This window comes from Falsihalocynthiibacter sp. S25ZX9, assembly GCF_041205405.1.
Taxonomy (GTDB): Bacteria; Pseudomonadota; Alphaproteobacteria; order Rhodobacterales; family Rhodobacteraceae; genus Falsihalocynthiibacter; species Falsihalocynthiibacter arcticus.
This window is the reverse complement of record NZ_JBGFCD010000015.1, coordinates 15,370-29,553: the sequence shown is the minus strand read 5'-3', so window position 1 is coordinate 29,553 and position 14,184 is coordinate 15,370. Positions and strand designations below refer to the sequence as shown.

The window sequence follows — 14,184 nt, the reverse complement described above, 5'->3', positions numbered from 1 at the left end:
GGCGTGGAGTGGCGGCGATGGTCCTAGTCTTTAGACGTACTGTTGGGGCGCGCCTTTACGGCCATCTCTCCGCTCATTTCGATCAGTTTCCCAGTCTCGACTTGATATTGGTCAAAAGCTTTTTGCATAAATTGCGCCTGTAAGCGCTGGGCTTCGGAAATTGATTTGCAGTGCAACAAAGCATGCTGCGTTTGCACATCCTCTTTGATGCGTTCGGCCACAAAAGAAGTGATCTCATTCCCTAAACTGGCGAGGTTTTCGAACCATGCCGTTCCCATCCAGCTGATGGGGGTCAGCGGCCTAAAGGCAGCAAGCGGATCGAAGGCGTCTGGTGTTTTTTTCGAGGTTTCGGTCTTGCGGTCCATTTTGGTCTCCTTCGGGTTTTGTTGCGAGCAAATGCAGAATATAGCGATATTGGGTTTTCGTCTTGATCAGTGTCAAATCTCCTGCAAAAACCTATGGGTTTGGTTTAAGGACTGCCCGCCAAATTTGGGCGCAGTTCAAAAGAAACCTGTTTTTTCAAATCTCTTGTATCAGTTCATTCCTCGCGCGTATTGGTGCAGAAAGTTCAAAGTTTTGATCTCGCTCAATTGCGGCACTGAAAAACCTGCGCAAACTGCGAGGCGAAAATCAGCGCGCTCATGTGGACAATGGGCGGGGAAGAAAACAGATGCAAAACGGATTGAGAACTCTGCAGGGCCAGAAAACGTCGATGAGTGTTCTCGTCGGATTTAGCGCGCTTTCAGGCTCGCCACTGAACGCATGCGCCCGAAAAACGATGGCCAATTGGTTGAGATCCATTGTGCGATCGAGGTCGAGAGGGCGCGCGCATGTGGGGTAAGGGTGTTAAGATTACAAGCATCGATGGCTTTGATATCAAAGTGGATGCAAGCTGGCTTCTTATTGCGACATTGATCGTTTGGAGCCTTGCGACTGGCTATTTTCCAAGCAAACTTCCCTTGGCGGACCCATCAACACTTGTGGGTCTGGCAGTGATCGCAATGCTGGGGCTGTTTGGCTCCTTGATCCTTCATGAACTCGCTCACGCGGTTGTCGCAAGACGCTTTGGCCTTAATATACACGGGATTACGCTTTTTTTGTTCGGAGGGGTCGCCGAATTGCAAACCGAGCCAACGGATGGTCGGAGTGAATTTTGGATCGCGATTGCTGGTCCCATCGCGAGTCTGTGTATCGCCTTGGGGTTCTGGGGAGGCGCTCAATTTTTGACTGTTGTTGGATTTCCTGAGGCGGCGCAGTTGGTTTTCCAGTATCTGGCGACCGTCAACCTCGTCCTCGCGATCTTTAACTTACTGCCCGCATTTCCGATGGATGGCGGACGTGTGTACCGCGCTTGGCTTTGGACACGCTCAGGCAATCTGTTGGCGGCGACCCGATATGCCACAACGGTTTCGGCCGTTTTTGCCTATATGTTTATGATGCTTGGTTTTTATGCGGCTTTCTCAGGTGATTTGGCTGTGGGTCTCTGGCCGATCCTGATCGGGCTTTTCTTGCTGGCAACATCGCGCGCGGCCCTTGCGCGGCTTGAAACCGAGATTGCACTGGGCGCGCGGACGGTCGAAGATTTGATGACCCGCGCCCCTTGGACGGCGCGGCCCTATCAAACATTGTCGGAGGTGGTGGATAGCGTCTTTTTGGAACACGGAATCATCTTTGCGCCCGTTATCGAGAACAACACCCTTCTTGGTTATGTAGATCTTCAGTTGGTTCAGCGTATTGATCGCGAAAACTGGGCCAACACAACGGTGGAAGATGTGATCGAAAGTACCAGAGAAGAAAACACCGTTTTACCCGAGATGCAGGGGCGCGACTTAATGGAGCGGATCCTGAAAACGGGTCGCCGCAAATTCCTTGTTGCAGGCGAATATGGCCTTGTTGGTGTGATTACGCTTTCCGATTTACTCGCTTATTTGCGTGTTTCGCAAGAAATTGGCTAGTAAGCTAGGTGGTCTCGTGGCAGATTTGTTAAATGCTTATTCATTGGTTTATTAACAGTAAGCTTGTCGGGGGTACCCCAGTTTGACAATAGATGACCACGCCTTGCTGCTTGCGACGCTGGACGCAGCGGTTGATGCAATCATTGTATCCGACCGCAAAGGTGTCATTTTGCGCCTCAACAAAGCAGCGGCAGAAATGTTCGGCTGGCCTATAGACAAACTGATCGGCCAAAACGCCCGCATCCTTGTTCCCGGCGGCACGGCGGCACGGCATGAAGATTTTATTACCACCTATCTCCAGACTGCCAAAAAGGAGATCACTGGCTCTGGCCGCGACGTTGAAGGGCTGCGCGCGAACGGAACCGTTTTCCCACTACATGTTTCCATTGGAAAGGCCGATATCCAAGGTGATGTCGCTTTCGTTGCAATCGTGCATGATTTGACCCGCCGAAAGGCGACCGAAGAGGCCTTGGCGCGGTCGCAACGCATGGAAGCCATCGGCCAAATGACGGGAGGTATTGCGCATGATTTCAACAACCTTCTTACGGTCGTGATCGGCAATCTTGAACTGCTCCAAATGAAGTCAGAAAATGAGGAAGGCTTGGCGTTGATTTCGGATGCACTAGAGGCCGCTGAACTGGGGGCGGACCTTACGTCTCGGTTGATGGTGGTTTCGCGCAAAAGTGCCCTGACCTGCGAAGTGATCGCGATGAACGATGTCGTCAAACACTCCATGGCAATCCTGAAAAGGACCATCACTGCCCGCATCAATATCCAAGCAGATTTGGCAGAAAATCTATGGCCCACGGTCGCCGATAAGACACAATTTCAGACTGCGATTTTGAATTTGGCCCTCAATGCGCGCGACGCGCTGTCCGAGGGGGGGCGGATTCATATCGACACGCGGAATGTTACGCTGGACGATACTTATTTGGCGCAGGAAATCGGTGTGAAAATTGGCAACTACATCCGCTTGTCTGTCAGTGATAACGGCGAGGGTATGTCGCGCGAAACGCAACGCCATGCTATTGATCCGTTCTTTACGACTAAGCCCGTTGGCAAAGGGACGGGCATGGGACTCTCGCTCGTTTATGGCTTTGTGAAGCAATCGGGTGGGCATCTGACGATCTATAGTGAGGTCAAAAAAGGCACGACAATCAACCTTTACTTTCCTGCGTTGATTGGGGCGGATGAGCTAAAAACTCTGACAGAAACCGTTGATCATAAATTTCAAAATATTGGAGCGGGTCGACGTGTGCTTGTGGTTGAGGATGATCCGCGTGTGCTGCGTTTGTCCCAAACACGTCTTTTGGCGCTTGATTTTGAATGTATTACCGCGACTTCGGGTGATATCGCGTGGGATATTTTACAGGCCCGAGACGATATTGATCTGGTTTTTACAGACCTTGTTATGCCCGGGAAACTGTCGGGATATGACCTTGCTAAAAACGTCACAAAACACAGGCCTGATGTGCATGTGATGGTAACGTCTGGTTTCTCGGAAGGCGTGTTATTGGGGGGGCGGGTTCGTGAAGAATTTAAAATTCTACGCAAACCCTATCGTCAAGCCGAGCTAGTCGAAGCACTTCAGGCGGTACTGGACAACGACTAACTCTTACCTGTGGGAGTTTCCGTTAGAGTATAGCCAATTCCGCGCACTGTTTTTATGAGGAGTGGAGTGGCGGGGTCGCGCTCGATTTTCTTACGCAAACGCGCAACTTGGTTGTCAATCGTGCGATCAAGGGGCGCCCATTGTGGCCCGTCAATGAGGTCCATCAGGCGATCCCGCGATAGAGGACGTTTTGGGTGGTTCAAAAAGGCGACGAGGAGTTTGAAATCGGCCGTTGTTAGATCGCAGATTTCGCCATCTCGGTCTTTTAGGATCATATGATCAAGGTCAACGGTCAAACCGTCAAGGTTGAGCGGCGCGGTGCTTGATGACGCGCCCGGTTCTGGTGTCAAATGACTTGGAACCTGCCCATCAGAACGGCGCAAAACGGAGCGCACGCGAGCCAAGACTTCCCTGACATGAAAAGGTTTAGCCAGGTAGTCGTCGGCGCCAACCTCTAGCCCGACAATGCGGTCGATCACATCATCTTTGCCCGTCACCATAATGATTGGAACGTTGTGCGAGCGGCGAATGTCGCGCGCAATATCCAACCCGTCATCTGCGCCAAGGTTCAGATCCAGCGTCATTAAATCGGGGGTACTCTTTAAGAAAGCGTCCCGAACGCCGTCGCTGTCGCTCGCCTCGCGCACAGAATATCCACCCTCTTCGAGGCAACGTCGAAGAAGTGCACGAACTTTAGGGTCATCATCAACAACGAGGATATTTTTTGAAATCACAGAGAACGCCCTATAATAATTCGGACTGAGAATATTAACCGACAATACTGAAAACGCTGGAAAATAGCTAGCTATAGGTTGTTTTTCCGAGGTTTTGATACAATTTGATACAAACCGTTACGAAGCCGCGGGATTGGATGCGACGATATTCTGCGAAAATGGGAAGTCATTTCTCTTGGGGGGAACTAGCATGTACGTTACATTTTCCATGGAACAACACCCGTTTTCATATACACCGTTTTTCAAAGTCCCGCGCAAAATTCTTACGAATGCGCCAAATAATCGAAGATATCCATCAAGTGCGAATTTATTTTGGGAAGGGGATAAAGCTGAGCATGTTTATGAGGTTAAGTCTGGGGTTTTGCGTTTGGCCCGCGTGCTTGCGAACGGCCGCAGACAAGTTATAGCCTTTGGATTGCCGGGTGACATTGTTGGATTTCCCAATGGTGATTTTTATCATACGGACTGCGACGTGGTTTCGTCAGCGGAGGTCATCGCACACCGACTCAGTGAGCTTGAGGGTGCCAAGGGTGATTTAGAAATACACCGTCGCCTTATGAAGGCGGCCTTGCGTGAAATTAGCTGCATGCAAGACCATGTCATGATGCTCGCGTGCAAGTCAGCGATGGAAAAGGTCGCGTCGTTCCTTTGTGTCTTGTCTCTGCGGACGGGCACGCCGAGCAGTAATTATACCGTTTTTTCGCTGCCGATGTGTCGCGCCGATATCGCTGATTTTCTGGGTCTGACCATCGAAACCGTCTGTCGGATGTTTAGCCTTCTGCGCAAAGAGGGCACGATTGCCCTTAACACGCCGCAAACCGTGGTGGTTCTGGATATGGAAGCCCTCACCGACGCCTCTCAGTCCGACTAGCTTGCGGGCTAATATATCCCATTTTGGAGCAAGTGATCATGTCCTAATTTCTCAAGGCCGTTGGCGATGTCGTCAGCAGCCAAAGGGTGGGACAATAAATATTGAGAGGTTGGTCGGAAGGCGCGCTCTGCTGCGAGGGACAAGGCCTCGTCCCAGTCCGCTTCTCCGAAATCGCCGCGCCCGACCCACATCAACGCAACCAAATCGTATTGGTGATCGGGGATCATTGCGTCTATTTCCTCAATAAGTTCCTCGTGGGACGGCTCCGTACCAACTTCTTCGTTCAGGGTGATATGATGCGCTTCTGGGAGTGCATTGTCGCGGGCATCACGCGGCGTGTCTTCATCGCCCAGCGTTTCCGCACGCATCTTGAAGAGGAGCCGGCGCAAGAAATCCGGTGCGATTGTCAAATTGTTAACCATTTCAAACCCCATTAGTCTGGCCACATTTCACAAATAGATTTTGGCAGTCCAGCTTTCACATCCCTGATCTCGCCTTCGGAAATCCTGTTGTTCAGCGTCCTGAAGACGGCCACAATATCTTGCGCGCCACGCCAATCCTGAACTTCCGAAACTTGGGCTTCGATTGCCGCGATAAAATGCTCCGCCTTTCGGTCACGTAGGGGGGTATGCGCGAGGTTCCACCCCTCAAAAAACATGCCACGCACCAGCAGAGGCATCTGGGCCGAGAGCTGCACTGCTTCCTCATGTTGCAGGTGATCGCGAATTTGCGCCATTGTTGCGCGCAGCAAACGCAGGGCATCGCGGCTGCTGCTCCAAGCTAGTCTATCGCGCAATTCGTTGATCCATTCATGGGTGAGTTGAACTGTATGGTCGATCACTTCCAGTCCTTGAGCCGACATCGTGTCCTCCCTTTTTGGTGCGTGTTTTAACTGTTGCGGGCGTGCGTTTACGGTTGGCCAATCATCGGTTCAAGAAACGCCGACGTTATATACCGCCACGGCATTTAAAGCGCAGTACCAGAGACATTTTCTGTCATTATGTAACTGCCGATCATGTGGTCAGTAGTGTCAGCAGGGTTTTGGCCGAGGAGACTGACAAAAACGAAGGCTCAGACCGCGGTTTTCACATCAGTCACAGTGAATATCTTTACTCTCGCTTCCTTTCAAAGGTTTAGCCTGAAAAAACATCGTCCGATTGATAGGAATCAACTCGAGCCTGTGATTTTCTCGACCAGATGGGGTTTGCGGCTATTGGCAACGTCGTCCCTTGCCATAAACTATGGGTGTTTATTGCTATTTGGCTGCTGCGGCATTTTTTAGAGTATGCACGGACTAAACAGAGACGCGGAGACTATGATATCTGGATGACGTAAATTTAGGGGATTGGTTTTGTCCAAAAAATCCGACCCCAATCACCGACCGCATTAAATTCCTGCGAAATTGCGCGCGAGAGGTTGGTCTGGATTTCGGTTGCGGGTTGTGCAATTGGACGCAATTTTTAACCCGCTTTTTTAAATTGTGGCGTACAAAGCTAAGCCGTTCAAAAGCCGTGCGGATATCATTTATCTCGCAACAGAACGTTGATCAGCCGAGCTGATGGGCAAAAATAGTACATTTACAGTGGTTCCCACTAATTGCATTGCAGGGCAAACTGCGCCTCTATTTGCCCGAAATGGTCCCGGATGGGCCGTCAATGATGCGTCCTCCGCGCAAACCGGTTTCCCAAAACTGTCGGGTGAACTTGCGAATGGAACCCAGCTTGAACACAACGATGTCATCAAAACCTTGGCCCGTCCTTTTGAGGGTGCGCTTGCGACCCCGCTCACGGATAAACTATGGATCGCAACGGCCAATTCCCCCAAAAACGACCCCACTTTGGATTCAGCCACCGCACCGACCGTCTGGACGGGCATTGGGAAAAATACTGAACCTTTGGGCATTCCATCATGGGGCGTTCATGACCCCTGAAGAATGCGCCAAACTCAAGTGGCAGGCGGCAATTGATGGTGGCGGTGAGATGACGATGCCAAATTCGCTTCTCACAGAGGTCGATCCAAACATGTCGGAAATTTTCGATGATATGGATATTTCAGCACCAATTCCGTCGCTTCATACCATTGGGATGCTCAATGATATGATTGCGATTTATTTTGGGTCGAGTGAAAGAATGTTCAGGTAGTTCTGGGATCCTGCCGCCAAAAAACTGAGTGAAGATGAGAGTTGGGACGCCTCAAGTATCTTGGCCGAGGGGCAAGTCGCGTTAACTGCCCTCATGATCATGGGCGATTGGGGGGCTGTCCAAACGAGTGGATAGGTTTCGACCAAGACTGCCTCCAGCGTTGCCGTGGTGAACAAAAATGGCTCAAACAAGCGGGCAGTCATTTACCCTTTTGGCGATATACTCGCCGCGGGCGAAATCAGTTTTGCGCCTCCCAAAGCGGGTGGCGAACCCGAAAATAACATGCTCAATTCCGCGGATACCGCGAACGGACTTGCGGCGCCGATAAACACTTTAGCGACCAAATTTTGACACGCTGCATTCCCTGGCGTGGCTTGATCTGACACAGTGGCCGGTCCTCATTCAAGCGCCCGATACGGATGAAAGATACTACGTTGCGACCTGTCGAGCATGTGGAGTATGGTCTTTGCATCGATTGGATCGCGCACAAACCAACGGTGAAAAGGATTTTGACGCCGTTCATGCGTTGCAAGATCATTTCGCTGTGTAGCGACGCAGTTGGCAATGCATTGGACGGACATAACGCCCATGTCCTTCATGTCGATAAGGAAGACTTACCCCCCCCCGAAGCTTTTTGGTCGCTTTCCCTCTTTGACAACGACGGCTTCCCCACCGCCAATCCGTTGAACCGCTACGCAGTATCAAGCTGGATGCCGCTAACGTATAATTCTGACGGGTCACTTGATATTCGCATTCGTTCTGAGGCACCGAAGCTGCGGAAGAAACAGGCTGGTTGCCTTCTCTAAAAGCTGGATATGGATTGAACATGCGTTTATAAGCGCCCTTATCCGATGTCATTTCAGGCAAATGGGCGCCATCGGCGGTTTCGAAGGTGATATGAAAATCAATTGGAAATCCCTAGCAATTACGAAGGGAGAGCGTACGGTTTTTGAACTCGCGCTCAATGAATTAACGAACCAATCAGGAGTGATAAATGGCTGACAAAATTAAACGCTTGCGCATAGGTGTTGCCGCAGCGGGGCTGGGGTTTGCATTCTTGGCACCCACGGCGATGGCGGATGAAGCAGATGCGGATCGCCTTCTCAAGGCGATGTCGGACTATCTTGCCGCGACCACAGAGTTTAGCTTTGACTATGACGCGACACTTGATGTTGTTTCCGTCGAGGATCAAATCATCAGCTTTGCCAGCTCTGGCGAGGTTGCTTTGGCGCGTCCAGACAAGTTTCATGCGACCAGAGTGGGTGGGTTTACCAACATTGTCATGAACTATGACGGCTCGAATTTCAGCGTTTTGGGTAAAGATGCGGGTGTTTACACCCAACTGCCCATTTCAGGGTCAATTGATCAATTGGTCGATACCCTGCGAGAAAGTTATGGTCAGCCATTACCCGCAGCCGACTTGCTCACCACGGATACATATGCCGCGTTGATGGGGAATGTCACGGATGTCAAAGACTTTGGCAGCGGCGTTATTGCTGGCCAAGAGTGCGACCATCTTGGACTTCGCACCGATGAAGTTGATCTGCAAATTTGGATTGCGCAAGGCGATCAGCCTTATCCTTGTCGGTATGTGATTACCACGCGCGGTGAAAAACAAGGGCTGCAATATAGCTTGAACATCCGCGATTGGCGCACTGGCGAAACTTTGGCTGACGATGCGTTTACTTTCATGGCGCCTGATGGGGCCACCGAAGTCAGCATTGAGGACTACAAAGAACAAGTCAGCGAATTGCCAGACTTCATCAGAATGGGAGAATAACAATGAAACTAGGTCGTCGTATTTTAACACTTGGCGTTTCTGCGGTTCTTATTGCTGGAACATTGGAACTGGGCGCGCATTTTGATGTTCCAGGCGTCAAAGGCATTGCAACCCAAGCGGAAGCCAGAATTGGTCGTCCCCTGACCCCAGTAAGCATTGCAGGTGTCGGGCGCAGAACCGTCCGCAGATGCGCAGTCGGCGTCTATAATTGCTAGGCTAGGCAGTCACCAGTGAATTACGGAGAGGCTAGGGGCGCAATCCTCTAGCCTCTTTTTTGTTAATGTGCCGTCGCAGGTGCTCGTTTAGGCCACTTTCTGTTCGACAGCACGGCCTGCCAATGCCGCTTTGATATCAAAAATTTTTGAAACACAGTAACCAGCTTATGCAGATTTATTTTTTGCCTTCTTACCAGTCATGGTTGGTCGCTCGCCATGTTGCGCACCGGAACCTTTGAGCGCTTGATACCAAGCAGGTTTCTGGACAGGATTTGCTCCCGGGCGTTTTACTTTCGGCTTTTTGGGTTTAGGCATTGAGTATCCTTTCCGGATTTCGGCCTGAGATATAAGATATGTGATCTGATTGATACCGCCAATTTTAAACTTGGGTTGGGTGACCGCAAGCGCGGCGCTACAAAGGTCCGCTGTAAAATACCGAATTTGAAAGATCGAAGTGGTCCCAGCGAATGTCCGCATTGTGAGTGCCGCGCAGAAACGATGGCGCACGGCTCAAGGTCAGCAATGGGCCGTTCAGGTTGGTTGGCCTGTGTTTCGCTCAACGTGGGTCGCTGCGCCCGCGACCACTGCAACTATTCTGTAGAGACTATGCCTTCTTTCTCAAGGGTGGTATTTTTTGTCCAGATTCTGACGAAGAAATTAGTACGCCAAGCCTTTTTAGACGTGTTTCCTCTTTCTTGGCGCTCATGACCCACCAAATAGAGTCTCTTTTGTAGGAGGGGGCGAGATTGGTGAAAAATGACCATGCGGACTGATTTTCTTCGATCTGCACCTCATACTCACGGTCAAGCGGAACGTTTCTGTGCTCACTGGAATAGCCTTGCATATCGGTTCTGCTGTTAAAGAGGTGCAGCCCTGCGGGTTTCATTTTCCCTAGTTGCAGGAGTGTTTCGACCTTCTTTACGTTCACCGCACTCCACACACTCGTTAATTTGCGTGGGGTAAAGCGTATCTTATAACTTTGTTCATCAATGGTTTTTCGAATACCGTCGATCCACCCATAACAAAGAGCGACATCAACGGATTCAGACCACGTATGGCTTTCGCGTCCTGTTTTCTTCCTGAAATATCCCACCCAAAGTTCACTGGCTTGGGCATGATGTTCATCCAACCAATCGGTAAACTCTTCTTGGTTTTTGAAAAAAACTGCATCTACCATTCTTGTCTCCATCGGTGGTTCATCACCCCAGCGACGCCGGAGGGGGTTCCTTGTTCTTTAAACCCTTTTGGGCTTAGATCACACCCTGGGACCCCAGCAATTTAAACACCGGCTGGTTCGTTTCTTCAGGCGTTTTTTGCTGAATTCAATGACCGAAATCCAGATCGACCACCTCCTCATTGGACCCAAAATCTGTGAAGGTCGCCGCCTTCGCGACTGGATCATGGTCACCTCCGACAATAAGTGTCAGTTACAGTCAAGGTTGCTATGCAAGTTGATACTGCCTGTGAACCCTGTTGCTTCAAAAGCGGGCGTCGTGTGACGCGCAGCATTTTCATCTGTGAAGCTTGGGTTGGCTAACGGTTTGTTGGACCACGTCGATGTTCAGACGGAGGCGTGGCCCCGTAGGCGAAAGATCAACGGCATCATAGCAAGAACAAGAACGGCCGCGAAGAAGAAGGGTGCACCCGGCATGTAAGTGCCCTCGGCGTCAACGGATGCCTGAAACAGTCCCGTCATCACGAGGGGCGACAGGATTGCGGCAAGGGATGACAGCGAAGCGATAACGCCCTGCACGACCCCCTGCCGATCGTCATCCGTCTGGTTCGATGCCATGGCTGTCATCAATGCAGGCACAAGATCCGACAACGCTGCAAGGATAAGAAAGACCACCAGAGCCGTAATTGACCCCGTGAAGCCAAATCCAATCATCCCGATCAGCGCCGAAATCATGCCCAGCATCAAGGTACGGAAATCCCCGATCCACCTGATAAAGATCGGCATCAATCCCCCCTGTACAAAAGCCAAAAGCACGCCGTAGGCCGCGAGCGAAAGCCCAATATAAAGTGTCGGCCAATCGAACACTTCGCGGGTCCAGAAAGCCCAAAGCGTTGGATAAACCATGTTGGCAAATTCGAAGATGAAAATGCAAACCAGTGGCACAGCAAGCCCCGGCAAGCGGAAAGCATCGAAAATCGATTTGAACGGGTTGAGGTCGCGCTTGCCAAAAGGGCGGCGTTTTTCTGGCGTCAAGCTTTCTGGCAGCACAAAAAACCCAAACAATGCGTTGCCCGCCGCCAAGGCCGCGGCGATCCAGAACGGAGCAGAGAGGCTGATTTCTGCGGCAACACCACCCAAAGCGGGGCCAAGGACAAAGCCGATCCCGAATGCAGCGCCGATGAGGCCAAAGTTCGCAGCCTTTTCTTGCGGGGAAGACATGTCAGCAATATAGGCCGTCGCGGTAATGTAGGTCGCCCCAGCGAGGCCTGCGAGGGACCGTCCGAGAAGGAGCAGCCAGAAACTATCGGCCAAAGCCATGATCACGTAATCCAGTGCCAACATAACGAGCGCGGCGATCAATATCGGTCTGCGGCCAACAGCGTCCGAAATGCTGCCGACGATAGGCCCACTCAGGAACAACGCGCCGGCATAGGCTGCCATGAGCAACCCGCCCCACAAAGCGCCTTGTCCGGTGTCACCCGCACCCACGCGCTCCATCAAGTCCGGCATGATAGGGAATACTATACCGATACCGATGGCGTCGATCATCAGCGTTATGAGAATGAAGGCTAAGGCACGGTTTTTGAACATATCACCCTATCGGATGGAGCCTTCTGAAAAGCAAGACAAAAGAGGTGTTGTTATGTGACACCTCATCCTAGATCGCGTCTTCGACGTTTAGAGTTTCGCCGCCAAATGGAACGAATGCGTCCTACGACAATGTCCGTGAAACGCCGCCGCAATTTATCGACCCGTAACCGGACTGCGAGACTGAACAAATGAAGTGGCTTTGAAAATATCGATCTACATTCAAGGCTGGCAGCACCAATTGTTGTTCTACTTTCTAACGCCTAGTTAGCCGCCATTTAGTATCAACTGGCGTGTGCTAATTTTCCGTCCCAAATCTCGGCTGATATTTTTGGATCAATAGGATCGGCGATGTATGACGGGGTCATGATCTGTACCTTGTTTTCATTGAATACGGCAACGATATTCCGGTGAAGGTCGGACGTAATCTTAGGGATGCTCGACCCTCGTGTGGTGAAGGCATTGACCTGATAATTTATAGCGAAGTCAGCAAGTTCGGTCCAAAGTACAAAAGGCTCTGGGCGGCTTTTCAACCCATCAGTTCGTTGCGCGGCCTCAATCAGCATCGCCTCGATTTTTTCAGGGGTCTCTTCATAGCCGATCCCCACCGTGGTGTGCAAAAGCAGGCCACTGCCATGCACGCGCTTTGTATAATTGATCACTTCAGAATTCAACATTTTCGCATTTGGAATGCTGATCAACTCGTTTTTGACGGACTTGATATGTGTCTCCATCAACTTTATTTCGACCACGTCGCCGACATGGGCCCCAACTTTGATCCGGTCACCGATATTCATGCTGCGACGGTAGATCACGAACAGACCGGACAACACGTTGCTCATCACCGAGTTGGAGCCTAGGGACAGCATCGCGCCCACGAGAAGGGACAGCCCTCGAAACGCCGAAGAATCCGACCCCGGGACATAAGGAAAACAAAATACAATCGCGATCAAGATTACGGCCACTCGCAGAATATTAAATGTCGGATCGACCCAGTGTTTTTCGAAATCCCCGAGCGTAATACTACCTGCGGCCACCGCATCGAAAAACACCCGAAGCCCGCGAATTAGGAAGCGTGCCAATAGTGCAATCAACAAGATCGTGACGATGTTCGGCGCGACCGAAGCAATTCCGAGCGCAATTCTGAGGACGGGGCCCGTGACATGAGTTAGCAAAAGATTCGCCATCGGGCGGGTTTCGGCAACGGCAAAGAGTACGAAAGTTAGATAATAATATAAGCCCAGAACAAACATGATCAGTAGGATAAACTTAAAACCAAAGAGGATGAGTGCGGCAATGGCGCGAACCTGAACCATCTTGTTGGTTGCCAATTCAAACGAGGAAAACTGCCTTTGAACGACGATACTGATCCATTTGTTGCCTTTTTTACGCAGCAACAGCATGGCTCCACAAAATACCAGAAACACCAAGGTCCACATCCCGACTTCAATTGCGCTGTCAGCACGCGCGTCGTCGGTCCGGTCTGCCCTGTAATTTGAAATTGCCTCAGAAATAGCATCAGCATGCAGCCCCGCCAACACGGGCAACGGCAGTTTTTCCATATCTGAATCGGCTTGGGTCACAGTCGAAATAAGGTTTACGCCAGCAAAGATTTGATGTCCAAGCGCATCCTCGCGGATGTCCATTTTTAAATTCTTAATTGCGCTGGATCCTGCGACGTCAAGTATTCTCGTCTCAACAATTGCTGCACGTTCAACCGCGGGCTGCGCGCTTGAACCGCGCAGGAAAAACAACTCATCGCCCTCTATAACAACAGGTGCCAAATAGACGTCATCAACTTTTTCAACGTTTGCCGTAGTATCCTCGGACGTGGTTTTTGTCTGGGCATGCAGAGGCAACGCCAGCAAAAACGATCCGATAGCAATCAACGAGAATAACCTGAGCCAGTGGAATGGCGGTTTACGGGATACTGTGTCTGATTTGCGGAATTCCATTTTGGATGAATATATCGACAATTCGAAACTGCCTAGAGGAGGTCCCGCAAACTAGGCTATTCAGGCGGGAATAAGCCAACGGGCGCGATTTGACATCAACTCAAAACGCGCAACCTTCAGGGCGCCTGCACATCTGAAAACAATATTTGGCGCAGTC

General features: G+C 51.0%; 16 protein-coding genes. 8 read left to right on the top strand and 8 right to left on the bottom strand.

Annotation, left to right across the window (positions count from 1 at the left end):
• Nucleotides 1-23 precede the first annotated feature (23 nt).
• Complete coding sequence (locus AB9F29_RS16160) at nucleotides 24-365, bottom strand: phasin family protein (RefSeq protein ID WP_369756401.1); 342 nt, start codon at nucleotides 363-365, stop codon at nucleotides 24-26.
• Between the two features lie 465 nt (nucleotides 366-830).
• Between AB9F29_RS16160 and AB9F29_RS16155 the strand changes: the two genes are divergently transcribed.
• Both AB9F29_RS16155 and AB9F29_RS16150 read left to right on the top strand, forming a co-directional pair.
• A complete protein-coding gene (locus AB9F29_RS16155) occupies nucleotides 831-1,955 on the top strand; it encodes a site-2 protease family protein (protein WP_335584065.1) in 1,125 nt (374 codons plus the stop codon).
• Between the two features lie 82 nt (nucleotides 1,956-2,037).
• Nucleotides 2,038-3,567, top strand: a complete 1,530-nt coding sequence (locus AB9F29_RS16150; RefSeq protein ID WP_369756400.1) for a PAS domain S-box protein — start codon at nucleotides 2,038-2,040, stop codon at nucleotides 3,565-3,567.
• On the opposite strand, the gene AB9F29_RS16145 is transcribed toward AB9F29_RS16150, so the two are convergent.
• Nucleotides 3,564-4,301: a response regulator gene (locus AB9F29_RS16145; RefSeq protein ID WP_335584063.1), complete on the bottom strand. Its 738-nt coding sequence runs from the start codon at nucleotides 4,299-4,301 to the stop codon at nucleotides 3,564-3,566. The genes AB9F29_RS16150 and AB9F29_RS16145 overlap by 4 nt on opposite strands.
• A gap of 190 nt (nucleotides 4,302-4,491) precedes the next feature.
• Here AB9F29_RS16145 and AB9F29_RS16140 point away from each other — a divergent pair, with 190 nt between their 5' ends.
• On the top strand, nucleotides 4,492-5,172 hold the full coding sequence (locus AB9F29_RS16140) for a helix-turn-helix domain-containing protein (RefSeq protein WP_369756399.1): 681 nt from the start codon (nucleotides 4,492-4,494) through the stop codon (nucleotides 5,170-5,172).
• Between the two features lie 8 nt (nucleotides 5,173-5,180).
• Here the strand turns inward: AB9F29_RS16140 and AB9F29_RS16135 are convergent, their stop codons facing one another.
• Nucleotides 5,181-5,594 carry a DUF3775 domain-containing protein gene (locus AB9F29_RS16135; RefSeq protein ID WP_369756398.1) on the bottom strand — a complete coding sequence of 138 codons (414 nt, stop codon included), beginning with the start codon at nucleotides 5,592-5,594 and terminating at the stop codon, nucleotides 5,181-5,183.
• A gap of 11 nt (nucleotides 5,595-5,605) precedes the next feature.
• Nucleotides 5,606-6,034: a DUF2267 domain-containing protein gene (locus AB9F29_RS16130; protein ID WP_369756397.1), complete on the bottom strand. Its 429-nt coding sequence runs from the start codon at nucleotides 6,032-6,034 to the stop codon at nucleotides 5,606-5,608.
• A gap of 696 nt (nucleotides 6,035-6,730) precedes the next feature.
• Between AB9F29_RS16130 and AB9F29_RS16125 the strand changes: the two genes are divergently transcribed.
• The 5 genes from AB9F29_RS16125 to AB9F29_RS16105 all read left to right on the top strand — a co-directional run bounded on the left by AB9F29_RS16125 (nucleotide 6,731) and on the right by AB9F29_RS16105 (nucleotide 9,308).
• A complete protein-coding gene (locus AB9F29_RS16125; protein ID WP_335584059.1) occupies nucleotides 6,731-7,102 on the top strand; it encodes a hypothetical protein in 372 nt (123 codons plus the stop codon).
• Nucleotides 7,092-7,313, top strand: a complete 222-nt coding sequence (locus AB9F29_RS16120) for a hypothetical protein (RefSeq protein ID WP_369756396.1) — start codon at nucleotides 7,092-7,094, stop codon at nucleotides 7,311-7,313. The genes AB9F29_RS16125 and AB9F29_RS16120 overlap by 11 nt, the downstream gene beginning before the upstream one ends.
• Nucleotides 7,314-7,732: 419 nt before the next feature.
• Nucleotides 7,733-8,119 carry a DUF1214 domain-containing protein gene (locus AB9F29_RS16115; protein ID WP_369756395.1) on the top strand — a complete coding sequence of 129 codons (387 nt, stop codon included), beginning with the start codon at nucleotides 7,733-7,735 and terminating at the stop codon, nucleotides 8,117-8,119.
• A 188-nt stretch (nucleotides 8,120-8,307) separates the two neighbouring features.
• Nucleotides 8,308-9,093, top strand: coding sequence for a DUF2092 domain-containing protein (locus AB9F29_RS16110; RefSeq protein WP_156477439.1), 786 nt, complete (start codon nucleotides 8,308-8,310; stop codon nucleotides 9,091-9,093).
• Between the two features lie 2 nt (nucleotides 9,094-9,095).
• Nucleotides 9,096-9,308 (top strand): hypothetical protein, encoded by a 213-nt coding sequence (locus AB9F29_RS16105; protein WP_335586555.1) that lies wholly within the window; start codon nucleotides 9,096-9,098, stop codon nucleotides 9,306-9,308.
• Nucleotides 9,309-9,473: 165 nt separating this feature from the next.
• On the opposite strand, the gene AB9F29_RS16100 is transcribed toward AB9F29_RS16105, so the two are convergent.
• From AB9F29_RS16100 to AB9F29_RS16085, 4 genes are all read right to left on the bottom strand, one after another.
• Nucleotides 9,474-9,623 (bottom strand): hypothetical protein, encoded by a 150-nt coding sequence (locus AB9F29_RS16100; protein WP_156477440.1) that lies wholly within the window; start codon nucleotides 9,621-9,623, stop codon nucleotides 9,474-9,476.
• Nucleotides 9,624-9,912: 289 nt separating this feature from the next.
• Nucleotides 9,913-10,485, bottom strand: a complete 573-nt coding sequence (locus tag AB9F29_RS16095; protein WP_369756394.1) for a YdeI family protein — start codon at nucleotides 10,483-10,485, stop codon at nucleotides 9,913-9,915.
• A gap of 384 nt (nucleotides 10,486-10,869) precedes the next feature.
• A complete protein-coding gene (locus AB9F29_RS16090; protein ID WP_369756393.1) occupies nucleotides 10,870-12,075 on the bottom strand; it encodes an MFS transporter in 1,206 nt (401 codons plus the stop codon).
• A gap of 281 nt (nucleotides 12,076-12,356) precedes the next feature.
• Nucleotides 12,357-14,048 carry a mechanosensitive ion channel family protein gene (locus AB9F29_RS16085; RefSeq protein ID WP_369756392.1) on the bottom strand — a complete coding sequence of 564 codons (1,692 nt, stop codon included), beginning with the start codon at nucleotides 14,046-14,048 and terminating at the stop codon, nucleotides 12,357-12,359.
• Between the last annotated feature and the right edge of the window lie 136 nt (nucleotides 14,049-14,184).